The organism is Legionella massiliensis, assembly GCF_000756815.1.
Taxonomy (GTDB): domain Bacteria; phylum Pseudomonadota; class Gammaproteobacteria; order Legionellales; family Legionellaceae; genus Tatlockia; species Tatlockia massiliensis.
This window is the reverse complement of the sequence record NZ_CCVW01000004.1, coordinates 290,483-310,032: the sequence shown is the minus strand read 5'-3', so window position 1 is coordinate 310,032 and position 19,550 is coordinate 290,483. Positions and strand designations below refer to the sequence as shown.

Here is a 19,550-nt window from a genome sequence, read left to right as displayed (position 1 = left end):
TATTTTATTAGTGTTTTTTCCCAAGGTTAACCAAAAGAAACACTCAAGGGTTTTAGATGAATATTAGCTATTCCATCAGCTAGATCATCCGGCTTTTCATTTGTTGAAAAAAACGAATAATTTCCCTCGACAATTTTCTGATATTTAATGATGGTTTCTAAGGGTAGTTTACGATTAAAACTTTGATTTTTTGATTCGTCCGATATGAGGCTATCATATCCAGTATCTTCTCGTTGACCACTAACCGGATTTATTACCTCTTGGTCATCTAGGGGGAGAACATCAGAAAAATGCTCTGCATCTACGAGCTCAATAACTGGATAAACTAAGGGCTCATTAGTGCAATGGCTAATATATCTGAGTAAAGAACCTTCAGTAGCAACATCTAAGGCTTTAATTACAGGCAACATTTCTTCATCTGTAGGCCTGTAGTGACCACTATTGTTAGTGATAGTTACAAGCGTATCGAACTGAAAAAACAAATTACCTGCCGCAAGAACCTTTTTGCCGTTAGCCAAAAAAGAATGATTCATGGTTGGATGACAAATAATTCGCGGGTTCTCTTCACAAGTTATAATGAAATTATATTTTCCAGATAAAACATTTCCTTCATAATCTAAAAAAATTCCTTCTTCTTCGGAAAATTTAATTTCATAAAGATCTTGCTTTTCCTTATCTAAATATTTCTGCTCAGGATCATTTGAAGGCAATAATCTCATTGCCTTTCTCTCTGTTCTAAACTCATTTTTCATAGAAATTTTAGTTGTTATATTTTGTTCGTAATAGGCGATTTCATCAGGATACTTTTTAGGCATTTTTATCTCGTGCTTTTATTATGAAAGGTTATATTCTCATAATAAAATTAACATTTTATTAAGTTATTATTTTTCAAATAAATGTTTTTTTTAGGAGAAAATGTGTAGTCCCATAAAAGTCGACTTCCCGCGGCTCTTTGCAATAAATCAAGGTTTATCTAGGTATAACACAATCAATTCCTTACTTGATGAACAGCCTGTATCTTCCATTAACTTGGCCAAATTACCCTCAACTGTTCGATAAGAAATTCCTAAAAGCAGAGCAATTTCTTTCGATGTCTTACCCTTAGCTAGCAATTTGAGACAACGTGCTTGTTGCTCCGTTAAGTTGATAGGATGATGTTGTTGCTTATGGAAAAGGATTAGATCCTTAGTTTCCAACTCTATCAAAGTATTTTTTCCCTCTACCTTAGAGCCTCCAGCAAGCTGCTTGGTAATGTTTAAAATATGCCTTTCAACATTATTGTCTTCGGTATCAATACTCAAGGTGGCAACTTTTTCAAAGTCTTCATCCCGCTGTTGATGTAAGAGATCAAAAAATTCCCTCATATCCCCAGCTAATAAAGGCAAGTTGTCTCTTGAAGTGCGTTGTAATTGACTTGCCGTTGTTACTTGCAGAAAAACTGTAAATTCAGAACGCAGAATTTGCCTGTTTTGCTCATTGCAAGCTATAGTGCCATCCGTTGCAACTACTATATTTTCTTTTGTAATCAATGAAGAAAGAATTTCATTTTGACAGCTCAGAAATTGACTCTCCCCTTCTGTGCCACAAATATCTCTAAGTGTTTTGCCAATGTTAAATTCAATGCCTAAATCCGCATCAACAAATCGCCATCCAAGTTTTTCAGCAAGCATTTTAGCTATTAAACCTTTTCCAGCACCAGGCTGACCAACTATAAAAATACGTTTGTACTCTGTCATTCTTTTTACTCCTGGTTCTCGTTACAACCTGTACTATTTATGTACATTTTATAGCGCACAAGATAAAGGCACAATACGTAAAAATACGCTTAAATATCCTCCCAGCTCCCACTTTGGTAAAAATGCCAAAGCTGTTCTAAATAGGGACTAAGACCAATATTCTTCTCCCTTAGCCAATTTTCATTGTAATAACTGTCTTCATATAAATTGCCGCTATCACCTGCAATCGCAACAAGAGCCCCTTTTTTACCCTTTGCCGCTAATTCGGACATTAACTTTAAAGCGCCGTAAACTGTTGCTCCCGTTGAAGCGCCAAATTTTAGATTTATGATTTCATTCAAAAAATAAAGTGTCGCGATAGACCCGGCATCAGGCACTTTTATCATCCGAGAAATAACATCGGGCAAAAAGGAGGCGGGAACATAGCGCCTGCCAATCCCCTCAATTCCCGAGCCTTTTTGCATTGTTATTGAGCAATCACGGTGGTGAAAATAATCATAAAGTACCGAGTCTTCCGGATCGACAACACATAATTTTGTTGAATGTAGACCATAGCGAATATAACGACCAAAGGTGGCTGCCGTACCGCCAGTACCTGCACCACAGACAATCCAGCTTGGCGTGGGGAAAACCTCTTTTCTCATCTGCGAAAAGGTTGCCTCAGCGATAGTGTTATTGCCACGCCAATCAACTACCCGCTCCGCATAGGTAAATTGATCCATAAAGTGACAATTTGGTTTTTGCGCTAATTGCTGGGCAACCTCTCGATCAGTCTCAGCAGGACCCAGTAACACACATTCCCCTCCATAACTTTGAATACGCTTTATCTTGCGCTGAGAAATCGTTTTGGGCATGACAGCAATAAAGCGAAGCCCCAGTAGAGAAGCAAAATAAGCCTCTGCTACTGCGGTATTTCCAGAGGAGGCTTCAATAATTGTTGTCTCCGCATTAATCCAGCCATTGCAGATCGCGTATAAATACAAGGAGCAAGCAAGCCTATGCTTCAGACTACCAGTGATATGGCTTGTTTCATCTTTTAAATAAAGATCGATATTAGCAATGTTGGGCAACCTGATTTTCAAAAGATGGGTATCTGCGCTTCGATTGAGTTCCGCAAATATTTTTTCTAGCGCTTCCCTTCGCCATCGTTCTGACATGTTTGATCATCCTGAGTAAAGGAGTCTTGTTAGTTAAATTTAAGTATATGCATAATTCCGTCATCCAGAGCATCGCCCCCGTCATCCAGAGCGCAGCGAAGGATCTCCGAGATTAGCACTGTGCCACATTCAGGAGATCCTTCGCTGCGCTCTGGATGACGGACGATGACGAATAATCAGCCACCTAAGACGATGGAACCAGCTCTTTCACCCTTTTAACAAAGGTAGGCCCAGGATCTGTTTTAACCTTCACGTAGTTTGGATCCTTCTCTAACCATAAGGGCGTATTTTTATATCTTAAATACTCATTGTGTCCTATCACATCCGTTATTCCTGGATATTTCTTCTTTAAATAACAGACAAGAAAGGCATTGGCTTTGACTTGAGCCTCTGTTAGATCATCCTGGTCATTAACACCACCAACATTTTCAATCCCAATGGCATTATGATTCAGACCAATAACATGCCTTGCCATCCAATTATCCGGCATAAGCTGATAGATAGTTCCATCCTTATCCACTAAAAAATGACTAGAAACATTTAAATCCCCAGGTAGCTCAGCGCGCCTTGGTGAAGAAGCAGGAAAAGCCGCAGGATGAAAAACTCGATAAGCCAGTTCGAGGGTGGGTAAACAAGTCCAGTGCAAGACAATCATTTTAGGTTCTATCGTAATCGATGCGGAATCAATACCGTAATGAGTTGATTGATATTCGCGGGTTAGTGCGATTCGCTCTTTACCAAAATCAATCGGCATTTGCTTGATAACCTGGGGGTCATAGCAAGAAAAGGCAGATACGGCGGTAGAGAAAAAAAAGGTTAAGATTGAAATAAATTTCATTGTAGATACAGCATCCTAGGTTATTAGCCAATAATCTAGGATGCCATATTTAAATTATTTAAACAGTAGGGGCAACTATATTTGTTTGGGTCTTGTCATCAAGAGTCTTTCTATAGTTCGATTCCACCGAGAAGAAACAGCGGTATATGGGCTTCAAACCAAGCGACAAAACATCAGAGATTTTATCAATCAAAGTTCGCTCAAACCAGCTAGGATCATTCTCGAGACATACGCTAAGCACACCCTGCACTTTTGCCCTATCTTCCTCGCTAAAAATAAGCTTATCTTTGCAGTAATCTCGTAAATCATAAACTGCAGAATACCTGTTTAACAATTTTTCTTGCTTTACACTAAGACCTGATTTTTGTGCATCAATTACTCCTTGTGAAGCTAATTTGGTTTCTAAATGTCTAAGCAAAGCATCGATAGTATTTTTTACTGTATCTCTTGTTTCAATAGTCTTAATAATTGGGCAATCAACGATAATATCCTCATTCGCCAGGGCATTAATATTTGTTTGAAAAACCATGAAAGACTCAGCTGGCATAGTAGCTACATATTCTACCAAAGCCTCTTCACTTAAGGGTGAAGTGATAGCCCCATATTCATTGTCATAATTTACCTGATTGAGAAATGTTGAAAAGGGTGACTCATTTTTTAAAAAATTCTTAAACTCTTGCTTGTTATTGATTTCTACAGTAGCCATTGCAGCAGCAAAACCAGGTGCATTTTTAGCAGCTAAGGCAAAACTTACAGGCATAGCAAAACTCACAGCTTTAAAGCCATAAGGCCCAATTGCAAGTGAGTTATGATAGCTAATATAAGAAAACAGAAATCTGATTTTTTCTATATCTTCAGCATTAATATCAGTTTGGCATAACTCGTAAATCGTTAATTGCACTAACTCATCAGCTCCAATAGCCTCGCCACCACCTTCTTGCTTGATTCCGGCATATTTGTTATTAACAAAATCGGCCAATTCTAATACTTTGAAGTAATCATGATTTCTTAATGCATCAATATAGTCTTGAGCTTGAGGCATAGCATTTCCATTGATAAAACGATAATGCTTACTAAGATAGCTTACAAAACTTAACATAATATTAAAATTTCATTATTTTTTTAATGCTTATTATAGTAAATTAATCCAGACCTATTGCAACAATATTAATTATTAAAAAATTAGAATTACCCCTTAATAATTCCATAACTTATTTTTGATAACATTCTTCCAATTTTAACCAAAGCCGAGAGATTTATTATGGGTAAAACTAAGGAAAAATTGCAAAAATCGATGGATTCTTATGGGAAAATATCTGCAACAGAGCAATATTTAGTTCTATTAAACATTGTGGATCAAGCAAAGCGCCAAACTGATTTTAGTAAAGAAACAGCTGCGAAACTCAATAATTTTTCAGCCGAAATTCGTAGTATAGAGACACAAAATCAGGAAGAAAAATTGAAGAGAGCCATGATTGCATTTAACCGATTGATTGCTGAGATCGAGAACAATGATAAGCACCAAAAATTGCTGCAATTTTTAAAGGATAAAGGCTTATATCGCATTCTTTATCACAATGCAAAAATGAAAGGAATTGAAGATGATTCTGGCTTAAAAACTGTTATGAAAGCTGGATTTATCGGTATTGGCTTGTCTGCCTTAGCTGTTATTTTCTTCGCCCTGGTAACCATGCTTGCAGCGCCCTTTTGGCTAGTCGTTATCGCTTCCGGCTTATTTGCAGCTGCTGCTACCTTTGTTGCGGCAATACTTTATGGTGTTGTTAATGACCTTTTTGCAACCCACTCCAATTTGGCTTATTTTTTACTCGGCCACCAACCCCAACAAAACTCTTTATTGCAGACCAATGATCCTGTGGCTCAGGGTGTTGCTTGGGGAGTTGCGGCTACTTTCGGCCCTGCGCTTATTGCAGCAATAGTCTTCGGAATTGCAGCTACAATCACCGCTGGTTTTGTGCCACTTGCCACCTTTGTCTTTCCTGTTATGTTGATAGCTATGCCTCTGATTGCAGTTGGTGCGGAGATTTATGCTCGCAAGAAAGCTCGTGAATATGCGGATTCAGAGCGAGGCCTATGGGTTGGAAGCAATTTTTATCAACAACAGGGTTTGGAAGTAATGTCGCCAACCCGTGAAGAACGAGCTGCTTGGTATGCTAACTCAGATAGGAACCTCTTTGGCTTCACTAAGGTACCATTGATTGGTGTGGCAGCACTGGCAACTGTATGTACGCTAAGTGGGGTATCTATGTTTTTACCCGCAGTACTGTTTTCAACAGTTGTGATGTCAGTAGTTCCCGTTGCTGCTGTTGGCGTGGCAATCGTAGCACTGCTAGCCTTAGGAATTTACACCTACGTGAATCGTAATAAGCAAATTGATAATCGCAGCAAACTAGATTTTAGCAGCGACAATGTGTCTGAGCATGCTTGGGAACTTTATCTGGAAGAAGATATGCATTTAGTACAAGAATTGCAAGCTACAACAGAAAGCTCACTAGTCTCAGAGAAGGAAGACGATAGTCATTTTGACTTTGGACTTCTGTCCAGACGAACAAGTGATGTAGAACTATCTGATTCGGATTCGGATTATGACCCTGATATGCAAGAGAATTTTGAAAGGGAAAAAGTAAAGGAAGAAGGATGTGTGTTTTAGTAAGGAATGAAGGAGTGAGGGGCTAAAGCCCCTCTTCTGCTCGAACGCTCTGTTACATGGATTGAATGTAGCCAGGATGCAGTGAAGCGCTGAGGAGTCCTGGCATTTTTTTAAACAGAAAGCATGTGCCATATAAGTTCTTCCTGTTCTTTTGTGTGTCATTCCCGCGTAGGCGGGAAGCCATCGTGCAAACTAAAGTGAGGAACCACTTTGAGAAATGGTTTCCCGCCTACGCGGGAATGACACACATATAAGTCAAAGGAACTGATTAATGTTCTTAGTGGCATCTAAATGACACTTTGATTAAAAAATACCAGGATCACTCAGCGCGTCGCTGTACCCAGGCCACTGACTTTTAAGGCTCTAATAAAGCCTCAACCTGAATCGAATAAACATCAACAAAATCCCTTTTCTCAGCACCTATTCGCTGGTAAAAACGCTGCCCTACCTCATTATCCTTCATACACCAGACATTTAAACGACCAATCTGCTTCTCTTTGGCTATCAAGGCAAGCTGATGCAATAGATTTTGGCCAATGCCAGCCCCCCTGTGCTCAGGACTGACGTATAAATCATCAACCTGAATCATGGGACTTAGGTTAAAAGCTCTATTGATATTAGCGTAGGTATACAGACAAAAAGCGATTAGATGTTCTTCCTTATCAACAGCAACAAGACAATGCCAATCAGCCTTAGCGCCAAACAGCTCTTCTTCAAGCCTTGTTCTGCTTAGTTTGAAGCGTTCAGCCAAACCTTCATAGGTGACTAAAGCGACTAACAGTTCAAATAGCTGATCAAGATCAGCTATTTGAACTGCCCTTATTTGATATTCTGCAGAATTGCTATTCATTATCCTTCTCTTGTTGCATGGATGCTGGAAAACTAGCTTTACAATCATAGCGGGGATCTGAGGCTAAAAAGGTTTCACAGCTTTTTTGCAGAGTATAGTTAATAGTTGTCGAATCGGGAACTGCTGTATTTCGCTTGGAATAGAGTTGCCAAATAATAACACCATCGCTTTGGCTTTGTTGCTGCAAGATGGTATCCACTAATTTGTTAGTTAATTGTAATTGTCCCGCAGGATTTTGCGGATAAGCGGGTTTGTTAACCTCAAAGCCAAATTGCAACTTAGTATCAAGCTTATACTTAGCCGGTAAAAATTTAACCTGTCCGATCTGAGAAACATCCAATACAGCCTCATTGTCAGTTGATTTTAACCAGTTGTTATAGTCTTTCATGTAGGCAGAGACCTGGCCGGGTAAGTCCAAGGGTCCACCACCATAGGGTGCGCACATTTGCGCATTATCACCGCATAAATCGTAGGTCATTAACCCCAGGCTATCAAAACGCATAGCAATCTCTTTGTCTTTGCTTGCCAGGTTATACCAAAGTCCTTTCAAATTACCTTTCCACCAAACCCCGCCCTTTTCATAAATTGCTGGATAGTTATCGCCGTAAACGAAACCAGTAATTGGGCGTCCGCCAACTGGCGGTGCCGCAGTAGCAAACTGTAAATTTTTGGCAGCCGGGTTATCAGCAATCAGATGTAAGATCGCGGCAACCTTATCGACGGTTTTAGGCATCACATAAGCCCCGTCACTCCCTGTAACTCCATATTTCATCAAATTATCATAAGAGGGTCCGCCATTAGCTAAAATGTCATTGGCGATTTTCGTTGACCAATCCCCAGTAGTGCTTGGACCCCAATGCACCGCATTCTGATTGGCATGCCAAAATTCTTCATAATCAAAATCGATGCCCTGCATACCCAGATCATTCGTTAATTTAACTAGATTGTCATAGGATTCCTTAGCTAGCTCAGCTTCCTTGAGATTAGTTGGATCAGGGAAATAATCATAGTTTGCACCAGCAGGACCACAAGCCTCCCCGGCGACTTTGTCATTACAGCTATAGTTCCATCCCCCCACTGACAAGAAGGTCTGGATATTCTTTTGCTTGGACAAGCTCACTGCTTCTTGCAATCGGGCAAAGGCATCTCTGCTCTGTCCATCGTCGTTATTTTTATCAAAGTACCCCAGGATTCCGGTGTTGGCTAAGTCACCGCTTGTATATTCATTGAGTCTAGGTTTTACAAAGGAAAAAATGACGCGATTAAAATTGGGCTTATCGACCTTGCTTAAATCATCGATATATTGATTAAGTTGTGAGAGATTATCGATTAGCAAATAGGCTGTTACTATCTTCTTTGCCGGTATTAGCTGCTCGGCAAATCCTGAGAAACTTAACAGGGAACCGCCAAGAAACAAGGCAAGTTGCAAGGATGCTTTTCTTGCTTTTAGACCTTTGGTCATTTTCATTTTATTACCTCTTAAGATGAATTAACCTCTTAATAGTATAATTATTAATCAACTTGCTTGCCCTGTTATTTTTGACAGGGGGTTGAATGTAGAGTCTTCCAGTCATTAAAAGAAAGGCCCAATATCTTGGGCCTTTGTTATTCTTATCGGCTATTACTTGGGGCATATACTAGGCATAGATTCCTCAACAGCCTTATCTAAGTCTCTTACTAAATTACCTGTATCAGCATTCACAAAACAACTAAAGAGCTGGACCCAAAACCCTCTTCCTGTATTCAGAGTTATCAAATTGTCGGAGTCCTTCTTTGCATAATCATGCACTGCCTCGAGGTATTCACTAGGGGTCTTTGCATTGTCTATTCGCTCTAACATTTCATTGAGGATATCGTATTTAGCTTGAGCTAATGGATCACTAGTCCTAGCCTCAGCGAGCTCTAGTATTTTGTCGTCTATTTCGCTACGTAAGGCCTTTATCTTAGGGTTACTTTTAAGGCTTTCTAATGCTGCATTATTTAGTTCAGTAGATATTGGTTGTTGAGCGGGGGCGTTTCCCTTGTTCATAGCTTGAGCCAATTCCTTAGCCTGGCTAGCTTGATTTGCTAATTTGTCGATTAGTGATTGTTTTGGTTCTTGTGCTAATACTTGCATTTGTCCATAAGACCCAACATCAGGTTTTTTGCTTGTTTCCTTTGTAGCCTTTAATAAAGCTAAAACCGGAATAGCGCCAGCAACTATATTTTCTAAGAAATTATTGTCCCCTTCTCTTACCTTTGGCGTTTTGCCCTTAGCTTTTTTACGCGCAATTTCATCGAGCATTTCCTGTGCTTTATCAACACAGTCAAGGTATTTTTTTTCTAACAACTTGACTTGGTCATTGGTAGGTTCGTCTTTTAGGTCTTTTAGATAATGTGCAACATTGCAAACTACAGCTAATTGTGAACGAAGTCTCTCGACATGAGCATCCATTTTTCGATCATTGATAAGAATATTTGCGACGACTTGAATACCCGCATTGAAATCTTTCTGACCCATTTGAAACGCTGCTGTTTTCCAGTCTTTATAACCTGATCGTTTACTATCATGACCATCATCAAAAGCAACTTCACTTGCCTTTGCGATTAAATCAATAATCATCGATCTAGTATTTAGCTCTCTTCTTTGCCTACTCATAATAAACCTTCCTTAAAATTGCTGCCTCTGAGGTTTATTATGCAAGACCACGGTTAGAGCAAAATTAAGTCATATTGCGAGTTTTCGCAGCTATGCCCCTAAGTCACTTTATAAAGTTTCGAGACCTGGGGTATCCCCACGAATTTGAGATTCAGAAGTGCAACTGAAAAGATATTTATTTATTGCTTAGATTGGTCTGTTTTTCTGTCATTCCTGCGCAGGCAGGAATCCATCCCTCAAACATGGTGACGGGCTTCGCTTGATAAATAGATTCCCGCCTACGCGGGAACGACATAAGAAAGAGCATTGAGAAGTGCAACTGAAAAGATGTTTATTTATTGCTTAGATTGGTCTGTTTTTCTGTCATTCCTGCGCAGGCAGGAATCCATCCCTCAAACATGGTGACGGGCTTCGCTTGATAAATGGATTCCCGCCTACGCGGGAACGACATAAGGAAGAGCATAATGATTTAATAAATAACTATTTTTTGAGTTACAAATTCGTGGGGATACCTCAGTTCGAGACGGCCTAAAGGCCTCCTCAGCCCAAACAGTTTTGAGGTGGCGCCCTTAACTTAATGGCAGTGGGGCTTAACAGCCCAGTCTACATCCTGTCATTTACGCTAGCCTACTACCCCAATTGCGTTTAGTAGGCGAACTCACTAGACTAATTAATACCTAAGACCTGCCGGCATCGCAAAATGAAAATCTGCCTTTCCCTGATTTTTTCTCTTTTTATGCAAATTTTGTATGCCCATGAGTCTTCTACAGACTTTGCTAAATGGCTTGAGCAAGGAATGCAAACTTATCATATCCCCGGTATCAGCATTGCAGTGATTGAGGATTATAAGCTTATCTACAGCCAAGGCTTTGGTTGGGCTGATAAGGAAAACCACAAACCCGTCACAACAGATACCTTATTTCAGGCAGGCTCAATTTCTAAGCCAGTTACGGCAGTGGCCGTGCTTAAAACTGTTCAGGATAATAAATTAGCCTTGGATGAAAATGTTAATAGTTTCCTGAAGTCATGGAAGGTTCCTGCAAATGAATACCGTAAAAGCCAGCCAATAACTTTGAGAGAATTATTAAGTCACAGCGCTGGTTTCAATGTTCCAGGCTTTTTAGGTTATGCCAAGGGTGAAAAATTACCCAGCCTCCTTGAGGTTTTAGATGGTGTGGCGCCAGCAAATTCGCCGGCTATTCGGGTCAGTCATCCCGTAAGGAAAGAATTCATTTATTCTGGTGGCGGTTATACTGTTGTTCAGCAACTGTTGATCGATACCTACAAGGAGCCTTTCCCCAATTTGATGGCGCAGCTTGTATTAGATCCCTTAGCGATGAGCAGTAGCAGCTTTCAGCAACCCTTCCCAACAGCGGATAAGAACGTTGCCCTACCTTATCGCCGTACAGGCTTGCCCTTAGCTGGCGGCCCTCATACCTATGTCGAAGAAGCTGCAGCAGGGCTTTGGACTAAGCCACAGGATTTAGCAAAATTTATTATCTCGATTCAAAAATCGCTAAGAGGTGATCAGGATCAACTGCTCACGCAACATTCCGCTGAGTTATTTAGTGTACTTGTCCAAGCTGAATCTAAGGACAAGAAGGTGCAAATGGGTTTAGGTGCCGTCGTTAGTTTGAATAAAGATGGCAAGGCAACAAAACAAGGCAGATATTTTGCTCACGCTGGTCAAAATGAGGGTTATCGCAACCTCTTTATAGCTAGCACTAAAACTGGTAATGCAATTATTATCATGACGAATATGTCTCCGCCGCAGGATGAAATTGATAAGGGATGGGATTTTATTTATCAGATCGTATTAATACTTGCGCAGATCAACCATTGGAAATGAGGTTAAATCGATGATTAAAGCTGCTGAACTCTTAGTTGCCGCCCTGGAAAATGAGGGGGTTAAATATATTTTTGGTATTCCAGGGGAAGAAAACCTGGATGTTGTCGAAGCCCTTCGGACTTCGTCAATAAAACTTATTCTTACCCGCCATGAACAAGCCGCTGCCTTCATGGCCGCGACCTATGGTCGCTTAACGGGTAAACCCGGAGTCTGTATTACGACACTAGGTCCCGGTGCCCTTAATCTTACCACCGGAGCTGCCTATGCGCTTCTTGGGGCTATGCCCATGATTATGATTACTGGGCAAAAGGGCATTCTATCTTCGCATCAAGCACGATTTCAGATTGTAGATACGGTAGCGACTATGCAGCCTCTGACTAAAATGTCACGGCAAATTGTTTCAGCGTCAATGATCCCTACCCTGGTACGTGAAGCCTTTCACGTTGCTCAGGAGGAAACTCCCGGACCAGTTCATTTAGAGTTGCCGGAGGATATTGCTGCTGAAAAAATCAAGAAGGTGGCGCTCATCCCGCCCCATCCTATTGAATACCCAATTGCCAGCGAAGCGGCGCTTAATCGCGCAGCCGAAATGATCATGCAAGCCAAGCGCCCCCTAGTCATGCTGGGAGCTGCAGCTTCACGACCAAGAGCAACCAATGCTCTAGCCCAGTTTATCCTGCGTACAAAACTACCTTATTTTACGACGCAGATGGGAAAGGGAACGGTTGCCGGCGCAACAGAATTTTATATGGGTACAACAGCACTTTCGCAGCGGGACTATGTCCATGAGGCAATTGAACAGGCCGACCTGATTATCACTATTGGCCATAGTACAGTTGAAAAGCCTCCTTTTATTATGGGCGAGGGCAATTTAAAGGTTATCCATGTCAGCTTTCAATCCGCTGATGTTGAGCAGGTTTATTTTCCCCAGGCAGAGGTCATTGGCGACCTAGGACCTTCGCTTGAATTACTCGCTGACAAGATTGCCGGCAAAATTCCTCATGCCGATGCCCTTCTCTCCTTGCGAGAAGGTATCTTAGCGAAGATTAATACCCGAACTACGGAAGACCGCTTCACACCACAGCGCATGGTTCATGATATTCGCCAAGTCATGCCCCATGATGGGATTCTAGCCTTGGATAATGGCATGTATAAAATTTGGTTTGCCCGTAACTATCGCACGCAAATGGCTAATACTCTTTTATTGGATAACGCCTTAGCAACCATGGGTGCCGGCCTGCCTTCGGCAATTATGGCTTCGCTTTTATATCCAAATCGGCGAGTGATGGCTGTTTGTGGCGATGGCGGCTTTATGATGAATAGCCAGGAATTAGAGACAGCCGTTCGACTTAAGCTAAACCTCGTGATTCTGGTGATCGAAGATAATGCCTTTGGCATGATACGTTGGAAGCAAGCCGTTGATCATTTCCCTGACTACGGCATGACCTTCACAAACCCGGACTTTATAAAATATGCAGAAGCCTATGGCGCTAAAGGAGTCCGAGTGAATGCGATTGAGAATTTTCAGGCAATTTTAGAAAAGGCCTTTAATGAGGGTGGCGTGCATCTGGTTATTTTTCCTATTGATTACTCGGAAAATAAGCGCGTCCTTGTCGATGAGTTAGGACAAAGGCTACCGCCGGTGAAAAAATGATCCGAATTCCTGCTGTTTGACCGCGGGATCTGTCGGTGTAAATGATCTAGACCCCGCGGTCAAGCCGTGGGGATTCGGAGTTGGTCAAGGTAATGGGTCATCCTCGTCACCCTAACATAGCCCGTCATCCTGAGTGCCCCATCCCCTTAGGGGCAAACATCGATAAGGACCGCGTCATCCCGAACGTAGTGAGGGATCTCCGGGATTAGCACAGTGCTACACTCAGGAGATGTCTCTCTGCGTTCGACATGACGTAGGTCTTTGGGAGCGCAACGAAGGATCTCCGGGATTAGCACGGTGCCTCATTTAGGAGATCCTTCGCTGCGCTCTGGATGACAGAATGTAGGGGTGCCGCGAGGATTAGGGATTAGTTAAAAGGTGAAAACTATGAATATGAATACAACTCTCAAGGTAGTACAGGCCTTTGATCGCAAGCTGATCAAAGAAATCCCCACTGATGATGCCAAGGCACTTGAGGCTAAGCTAAAAACCGCTGAGTCAACCCTGAATAATCGCAGCGGCTGGCTTAAACCTCATGAGCGAATGGCTATTCTTAAACGTACCGCTCAGTTACTAGCTGACAGACATGAGCATTTTACGCAGCTTATTGCTCAGGAAGGTGGAAAACCCTATAAGGATGCCTCGGTTGAAGCGACTCGTGCGGTAGATGGCTTAAACGATGCGGCGGAAGAGTTAAGGCAGTTTGCCGGCAGGGAAATTCCTATGGGACTTAGTCCTGCAAGTGAAGGACGCTGGGCCTTCACGATTAAAGAGCCCATTGGTGTTGTTGCGGCAATTTCAGCCTTCAACCATCCCTTAAATTTAATTATTCATCAGATTGCTCCGGCAATAGCTGTGGGATGTCCCGTCATTATTAAACCCGCTCCCCCAACCCCCTTATGCTGCCTGGAATTGGTTAAGCTTTTGCGTGAAGCAGGCTTGGACGAATGTTGGTGCCAGACCTTCATCACCGACGACAATGAATTAGCTGAACGCTTTGCCACCGATTCCCGCGTTGCCTTTTTAAGTTTTATTGGCTCAGCAAAGGTTGGCTGGTATTTACGCTCTAAGCTCTCTCCTGGAACTCGCTGTGCGCTTGAACATGGTGGCGCTGCGCCAGTTATTGTTGATAAAAGCGCTGATTTGGCTAAAACCATCCCCTCACTGATTAAGGGAGGCTATTATCATGCCGGCCAGGTTTGTGTATCAGTGCAGCGAATTTTTGTTCATAAAGAAATTAGCAAACAATTTATAGAAGAATTTGTGAAACAGGTGCAATTACTGCGTGTCGGTGATCCCCTGCTAAAAGACACTGAAGTTGGTCCGCTGATTCATCCGCGCGAAACAGAACGAGTCCTTTCCTGGGTTGAGGAAGCAGTTGCAAGAGGGACAAAACTTTTTGGCGGAGGCCGTCTGTCTGAAACAACCTTACTTCCTGCCGTATTGGTTAATCCACCTGCAGATACAAAGGTGTCTCAATTGGAAATTTTTGGTCCGGTAACCTGCGTTTATGAGTTTGAAGATCTTGAAAAGGCAATAACCATAGCTAATTCCTTACCCTACGCCTTTCAGGCCAGTGTCTTCTCGGAAGACTTATCACCGGCGCTTAGAGCAGCCGAAGGTTTGCAAGCCTCCGCCGTTTTAATTAACGACCACACTGCTTTCCGCACAGACTGGATGCCTTTTGCGGGGTTAAAGCAATCAGGTTATAGGACTGGCGGTATTCCCTGGACTATGCAGGATATGTCGCTGGAGAAGATGATTGTTTTGAAAAAGGGGTAAATTGGGGTTCCATTGGTTTTGTAGTCGCTACGCGGCAGTAGGATAGTTTTGTCATTCCCGCGAAGGCGGGAAACTATTTCTAGCTAAGTACAGTGCCAATGTAGAGATGGTTTCCCGCCTTCGCGGGAATGACAAATTCTATTAACTTAATGGCAGTGAGGGTCAGGGAGAGAAGGTTAAAATACGCTGTCCACACTCATTATTTAAAAGTACCCCCCTCTTTATCAATCGCCCGAACCTCAGTAATCATCCCTGCTTCGAAAGAAACATTTAAGGTATTTTCCAAGCGATTACTAGCAAGCGACCCCTTCCACTGACAGACCCAGGATTCTTGCGACTTAGGCAAACAGGCAGCAGCAGGTCCTAACAACTGCTCCAATTGATAAGCATTCGATGAATCGGGTTTTAATTGCTTTATTTTCTTAATCAAAGCCCCATTAATTAAGATTTCCTTGGTTTGCGTAGCAGCTGAAAGAGGACTAAAGGGATAAATTAAACAGAACAAACAAAACAGAACACGTTGCATAGAAACTCCAAATAAATTGCAAGATGATTATTTTCTGCGCCACGAAGCGATTTTGCAACCAATTTTGCTCGAAACAAGTCCTTGCTTTTATTCTCTTTGCTAGCTACCTTAACCTTATTGGATAAAACGGATTTTCACTTTAGAGGATTATGTCATGTCACAAAAAATAGGTCTTTTTGTCGGAAGTCTCCGTAAAGCAGCATGGACCCGGAAACTTGCAAAGTCTTTAATCGAGCTAGCACCAGCTCCCCTTCAATTAGAGATAATCGAAATTGGCCAATTACCGCTTTATAACCAAGATCCTGATGATGAGGGCAAGCCCCACCAAGAATGGGTTGATTTTCGTGATAAGGTCAAAACACTTGATGGCTTCATCTTTGTTACTCCAGAATATAATCGTTCGATTCCTGCTGCCCTAAAAAATGCGCTCGATGTTGGCTCAAGACCTTATGGGAAAAGTGTATGGGGAGGCAAGCCTGCAGCAGTCCTTAGCAGTTCTATAGGAGCAATCGGTGGTTTTGGTGCAAACCAGCATTTACGACAAACCTTCGTATTTTTGGATATCTTCTGCATGCAACAACCAGAAGCCTATATCAGTGCCGTCGATAAACTTTTCGATCAGGATGGAAATCTGCTCAATGGCGGTGGCCGTGATTTCTTAAAACTCTTCGTAGACAGCTATGCAAATTGGATTAAACGTTTTCAAACTCAGTAAACTTAACATTAATATCTATACTATAAATAACATATTATGGCAGTGAAGCGGTTTAACCATCCCGAATTCCCGCAGCTTGACGCAGGAATTCGGGTTTCTTCAGGGATTACTCGTTTTTGCCCGGTACAAAAGTGAAGCTGCCATAACCTAAAGATTTTGAGATGTTATGCCTGACATAAAGAATTTTTTAAAAAGTCATCAGATAGAGACCTATCTATTAATTTTTCTGCCCATCCTTTGGATTTCAATTACAGGCGTCTTTGAGCACTCACCCTTTTCTATTCTTCTCGGGAAAAAAGGCAATTTACTGAGCTGGAGTTTTTTCTTTGGTGGCCACCTCATCAAAAAAGGATTTGCTTTCTTTTATCTTTACCTTTATTTCAGGGTAGCTCTCTGGCTTAGTTATTTAGTACGAACAAAACTCTTTCATGAGCAAGCCCCTCCTTCATTCAGTCTCAAATCCTTTCTTTTGAGTTTTTGCTATTTTACTATCGCTATTGGTTTAGGTGATTTGCTCTTGGTCGTTACCCTAAAACAGCTTTCACTCAGCTCTTCGCAAAACGAAATGATCGCAGCAAGTCAGTTCTATATGTCGCTAGATCGCTATATTTTCGGCTTTGATCCCCAGATTTGGATACAGCGATTTTCTGACAGCCAAACCCTTGATTTCTTACTTATTCAATCCTATCGCAGATTACCCATTTTTTTCGCATTTGTATTTTTTGGTTTGTTATTTTTCAATAAGCAGAATTTCAGAAAACTGTTAATTGCTATTTTTTTGTCTCCATTGATTGCCTTACCGTTCTGGTATGCTCTGCCAGCGGTAACGCCTAATGAAATGTATCGTCAAAATATGTTCGACCTACCCTCAATTACGGCAACTCAGCAAGAATATAAAGAGGCCATGACCAGCTCTGATTTGAAAGCCTATTTAAAACTCGTTGAAAGACACATCGAAAATCCCAAGCAAAAACATCCTCTCGTTTCTACTAACCCCAGCATGCATGTCTGTTGGGGAATTATTGTGACTTATTTTGCGATCCTTCTTTGGTGGCCACTCGCCTTTATTTTCGTCCCCTGGTTAATCTTCAATATCTTTGCGACTCTCTATACTGTTCAACATTATTTTGTTGACCTGCCTCCTGGCCTTGTTTGCGCAATATTTGTTATTTTTACTACTAACTATCTTTTAAAATTGGAAAAAAAATATTACGTCGGAAATTATGCACCCCTTTATTTTATCGATATTATTCAAGAAGACACGCAGCGGATAAAAATCTGGTGCCAGACAAGATTACAAAAGATTGGAGTAGTACGATGGATCTTTATACGAGGCAAAACTCCTTCTGAATTCCCGCAGGATCCATGTAGTTAGCACTACCGACAGATCCCGCGGCCAAGCCCATAGGCATCTACACAAGTGGGTCAGCCCTGCTTCTACTGCCTCCCCTAAGGCGACGCCATCCAGAACGCAGCGAAGGATCTCCAGGATTAGTACTTTGCCCCTTCAGGAGATCCTTCGCTGCGCTCTGGATGACGGAGTGCAGGGGCAAATAGTTTTTTTTGAAATTTTAAGAGTCAAGACTGTTTTTTTATTTTTTATTTGATAATATGGCTAGCCCTATTTCCTACCCCATTGCTGTTTATCCTGTGGATAATTTTTTCAGTATCTAAATTAAACCTCTCTTCCCCAATTCATAATTTTCGCAACTATCCAATAATGATAAGCGGTTATCTCTTTTTTCATTGTTTTAAGATAAGTTGAATTATCCACAAAATCTGTGGATAACCTTGTTAATAGACTGTCTAATTTGCTAGACCATAAGGGTTTAAAAAGATGATTGATTTTTCAACAGCGCGTGACTATTCAATAACTCTGAACAGGACGTCATCTCGAACAAAGTGAGAGATCTCCGAATCCAGGCACAATGCCACATTCAGGAGATCCTTCACTTTGTTCAGGATGACGGTACCTCTTTAGTTAATAAATAGTGGCAGAGTTCAAAACTTAGTTCATAATGAATTTAAGGTTGATAGTACCCCGGTTAATTAATCAATTAAGGATGATTTTTTATGTACAAGGAATTATCAGCAAAAACCCTCATAATCGCGGCTGCCTTTTGCCTGCTGATTGCTTGTAATGAAAAAAAAAATGAATCAGCTTCAACTCCTCGACCTGTCAAAGCAATTCAAATTGGCGATTCAAAATCCTTTAGCAACAGAGCTTTTCCAGGACGCGCCAGAGCAGCGAAAGAGGTAGATTTAGCTTTTAATGTTAGTGGCGCCTTAGTTGAACTGCCCATTAATATTGGCGATAAGGTGAAAAAAGATACCCTCATCGCCAAGCTTGATCCTCGTGAATTCGAGGCTAAGTTAAAATCTGCCAAAGCAGAGGTTACTCGCGATGAACAAAATTATTTACGCGCAAAAGAATTGGTTGGCAAAGGTCATATTTCCAAATCAGACTATGATCTGATTCAAGCCAAACTTTCAATCTCTGAGGCGAATATGGATCTAGCAGAAAAAGCCTTAGCAGATAGCGTGATTAAGGCGCCTTTTAATGGGCAAATTGCTAATCTCTACGTTGAAAACTTTCAGACCGTGGCATCCAAACAAATTATTGCAAGATTATTAGACATTTCCCAAATCGAAATGGTCATTCAAATTCCTGAAACGTCGATTAGCCTAATTTCTCATACAAAGGATCTCCTTGTGCAATTTGATTCCTTTCCCAATCACCCCATTCCAGCTCGAATCAAAGAGGTCTCAAATGAAGCGTCTCCTGATACAAGAACCTATCCAGTTACTCTGATTATGCAGCAACCCAAGGATTTTGAAATTCTACCGGGGATGGCCGGCAAAGTGACGGGAAAACTGCAGCAAGCGGATAACTTGCAAAATAAACTTACCGTACCGGCCTCGGCTCTGCTCACCATGGATGCTGATAACAAAAATTATGTCTGGGTCATAAACCAAAACAAAGCGCATCTGCAACAGGTTACTATTGGCGAACTCACACCAACAGGCGTATCGATATTGAGTGGATTAGCTCCCGGTGACTGGGTGATAACAGCAGGCGTTCATAGCCTAAAAGAAGGCGAACCCGTGGCTCTTTTAAATCAACAGGATAACTAAAG

16 protein-coding genes are annotated in these 19,550 nt (G+C 41.6%); 7 read left to right on the top strand and 9 right to left on the bottom strand.

The genetic code is table 11. The annotated features are described in order from the left end of the window. Positions 1-26: 26 nt before the first annotated feature. The 5 genes from BN1094_RS16065 to BN1094_RS16045 form a co-directional block, all read right to left on the bottom strand. The gene (locus BN1094_RS16065) at positions 27-815 is read right to left on the bottom strand and encodes a hypothetical protein (RefSeq protein ID WP_052403344.1); all 789 of its coding nucleotides are present in this window, start codon (positions 813-815) and stop codon (positions 27-29) included. A gap of 147 nt (positions 816-962) precedes the next feature. Continuing rightward, a complete protein-coding gene (locus BN1094_RS16060; protein WP_044012159.1) occupies positions 963-1,736 on the bottom strand; it encodes a shikimate kinase in 774 nt (257 codons plus the stop codon). An 89-nt stretch (positions 1,737-1,825) separates the two neighbouring features. Further along, on the bottom strand, positions 1,826-2,893 hold the full coding sequence (locus BN1094_RS16055) for a PLP-dependent cysteine synthase family protein (protein ID WP_044012158.1): 1,068 nt from the start codon (positions 2,891-2,893) through the stop codon (positions 1,826-1,828). Positions 2,894-3,077: 184 nt separating this feature from the next. Continuing rightward, positions 3,078-3,731, bottom strand: a complete 654-nt coding sequence (locus BN1094_RS16050) for a peptidoglycan recognition protein family protein (RefSeq protein WP_044012157.1) — start codon at positions 3,729-3,731, stop codon at positions 3,078-3,080. A 58-nt stretch (positions 3,732-3,789) separates the two neighbouring features. Continuing rightward, positions 3,790-4,830 (bottom strand): hypothetical protein, encoded by a 1,041-nt coding sequence (locus BN1094_RS16045; RefSeq protein WP_044012156.1) that lies wholly within the window; start codon positions 4,828-4,830, stop codon positions 3,790-3,792. A gap of 162 nt (positions 4,831-4,992) precedes the next feature. Between BN1094_RS16045 and BN1094_RS16040 the strand changes: the two genes are divergently transcribed. After that, positions 4,993-6,399, top strand: a complete 1,407-nt coding sequence (locus BN1094_RS16040; RefSeq protein WP_052403343.1) for a hypothetical protein — start codon at positions 4,993-4,995, stop codon at positions 6,397-6,399. A 355-nt stretch (positions 6,400-6,754) separates the two neighbouring features. Here BN1094_RS16040 and BN1094_RS16035 read toward each other — a convergent pair whose 3' ends face one another. From BN1094_RS16035 to BN1094_RS16025, 3 genes are all read right to left on the bottom strand, one after another. Further along, entirely contained in the window at positions 6,755-7,249 is a 495-nt protein-coding gene (locus BN1094_RS16035; RefSeq protein ID WP_044012155.1) for a GNAT family N-acetyltransferase, read from the bottom strand. Next, the gene (locus BN1094_RS16030; protein ID WP_245614377.1) at positions 7,242-8,717 is read right to left on the bottom strand and encodes a glycoside hydrolase family 18 protein; all 1,476 of its coding nucleotides are present in this window, start codon (positions 8,715-8,717) and stop codon (positions 7,242-7,244) included. Before BN1094_RS16030 ends, BN1094_RS16035 begins: the two co-directional genes overlap by 8 nt. Positions 8,718-8,870: 153 nt before the next feature. Then, positions 8,871-9,887, bottom strand: coding sequence for a hypothetical protein (locus BN1094_RS16025; RefSeq protein WP_044012154.1), 1,017 nt, complete (start codon positions 9,885-9,887; stop codon positions 8,871-8,873). A gap of 700 nt (positions 9,888-10,587) precedes the next feature. Between BN1094_RS16025 and BN1094_RS16020 the strand changes: the two genes are divergently transcribed. From BN1094_RS16020 to BN1094_RS16010, 3 genes are all read left to right on the top strand, one after another. Continuing rightward, positions 10,588-11,736, top strand: coding sequence for a serine hydrolase domain-containing protein (locus tag BN1094_RS16020; protein WP_052403342.1), 1,149 nt, complete (start codon positions 10,588-10,590; stop codon positions 11,734-11,736). A gap of 10 nt (positions 11,737-11,746) precedes the next feature. Beyond that, on the top strand, positions 11,747-13,390 hold the full coding sequence (locus BN1094_RS16015) for an acetolactate synthase large subunit (protein WP_044012153.1): 1,644 nt from the start codon (positions 11,747-11,749) through the stop codon (positions 13,388-13,390). Between the two features lie 387 nt (positions 13,391-13,777). Continuing rightward, positions 13,778-15,172: an aldehyde dehydrogenase family protein gene (locus BN1094_RS16010; RefSeq protein WP_245614376.1), complete on the top strand. Its 1,395-nt coding sequence runs from the start codon at positions 13,778-13,780 to the stop codon at positions 15,170-15,172. Positions 15,173-15,371: 199 nt separating this feature from the next. Here BN1094_RS16010 and BN1094_RS16005 read toward each other — a convergent pair whose 3' ends face one another. After that, positions 15,372-15,698, bottom strand: a complete 327-nt coding sequence (locus BN1094_RS16005) for a hypothetical protein (RefSeq protein WP_044012152.1) — start codon at positions 15,696-15,698, stop codon at positions 15,372-15,374. Between the two features lie 154 nt (positions 15,699-15,852). Between BN1094_RS16005 and BN1094_RS16000 the strand changes: the two genes are divergently transcribed. The 3 genes from BN1094_RS16000 to BN1094_RS15990 all read left to right on the top strand — a co-directional run bounded on the left by BN1094_RS16000 (position 15,853) and on the right by BN1094_RS15990 (position 19,548). Beyond that, positions 15,853-16,413, top strand: coding sequence for an NADPH-dependent FMN reductase (locus tag BN1094_RS16000; protein WP_044012151.1), 561 nt, complete (start codon positions 15,853-15,855; stop codon positions 16,411-16,413). Between the two features lie 166 nt (positions 16,414-16,579). Continuing rightward, positions 16,580-17,788 (top strand): phosphatase PAP2 family protein, encoded by a 1,209-nt coding sequence (locus BN1094_RS15995; protein WP_044012150.1) that lies wholly within the window; start codon positions 16,580-16,582, stop codon positions 17,786-17,788. A gap of 698 nt (positions 17,789-18,486) precedes the next feature. After that, the gene (locus BN1094_RS15990; RefSeq protein WP_044012149.1) at positions 18,487-19,548 is read left to right on the top strand and encodes an efflux RND transporter periplasmic adaptor subunit; all 1,062 of its coding nucleotides are present in this window, start codon (positions 18,487-18,489) and stop codon (positions 19,546-19,548) included. Positions 19,549-19,550: the final 2 nt, after the last annotated feature.

Excerpts from the sequence above, each read along its gene's own strand:
- BN1094_RS16065 (WP_052403344.1), bottom strand. The coding sequence starts at position 815 with ATGCCTAAAAAGTATCCTGATGAAATCGCCTATTACGAACAAAATATA.
- BN1094_RS16060 (WP_044012159.1), bottom strand. The coding sequence starts at position 1,736 with ATGACAGAGTACAAACGTATTTTTATAGTTGGTCAGCCTGGTGCTGGA.
- BN1094_RS16055 (WP_044012158.1), bottom strand. The coding sequence starts at position 2,893 with ATGTCAGAACGATGGCGAAGGGAAGCGCTAGAAAAAATATTTGCGGAA.
- BN1094_RS16050 (WP_044012157.1), bottom strand. The coding sequence starts at position 3,731 with ATGAAATTTATTTCAATCTTAACCTTTTTTTTCTCTACCGCCGTATCT.
- BN1094_RS16045 (WP_044012156.1), bottom strand. The coding sequence starts at position 4,830 with ATGTTAAGTTTTGTAAGCTATCTTAGTAAGCATTATCGTTTTATCAAT.
- BN1094_RS16040 (WP_052403343.1), top strand. The coding sequence starts at position 4,993 with ATGGGTAAAACTAAGGAAAAATTGCAAAAATCGATGGATTCTTATGGG.
- BN1094_RS16035 (WP_044012155.1), bottom strand. The coding sequence starts at position 7,249 with ATGAATAGCAATTCTGCAGAATATCAAATAAGGGCAGTTCAAATAGCT.
- BN1094_RS16030 (WP_245614377.1), bottom strand. The coding sequence starts at position 8,717 with ATGAAAATGACCAAAGGTCTAAAAGCAAGAAAAGCATCCTTGCAACTT.
- BN1094_RS16025 (WP_044012154.1), bottom strand. The coding sequence starts at position 9,887 with ATGAGTAGGCAAAGAAGAGAGCTAAATACTAGATCGATGATTATTGAT.
- BN1094_RS16020 (WP_052403342.1), top strand. The coding sequence starts at position 10,588 with ATGAAAATCTGCCTTTCCCTGATTTTTTCTCTTTTTATGCAAATTTTG.
- BN1094_RS16015 (WP_044012153.1), top strand. The coding sequence starts at position 11,747 with ATGATTAAAGCTGCTGAACTCTTAGTTGCCGCCCTGGAAAATGAGGGG.
- BN1094_RS16010 (WP_245614376.1), top strand. The coding sequence starts at position 13,778 with ATGAATATGAATACAACTCTCAAGGTAGTACAGGCCTTTGATCGCAAG.
- BN1094_RS16005 (WP_044012152.1), bottom strand. The coding sequence starts at position 15,698 with ATGCAACGTGTTCTGTTTTGTTTGTTCTGTTTAATTTATCCCTTTAGT.
- BN1094_RS16000 (WP_044012151.1), top strand. The coding sequence starts at position 15,853 with ATGTCACAAAAAATAGGTCTTTTTGTCGGAAGTCTCCGTAAAGCAGCA.
- BN1094_RS15995 (WP_044012150.1), top strand. The coding sequence starts at position 16,580 with ATGCCTGACATAAAGAATTTTTTAAAAAGTCATCAGATAGAGACCTAT.
- BN1094_RS15990 (WP_044012149.1), top strand. The coding sequence starts at position 18,487 with ATGTACAAGGAATTATCAGCAAAAACCCTCATAATCGCGGCTGCCTTT.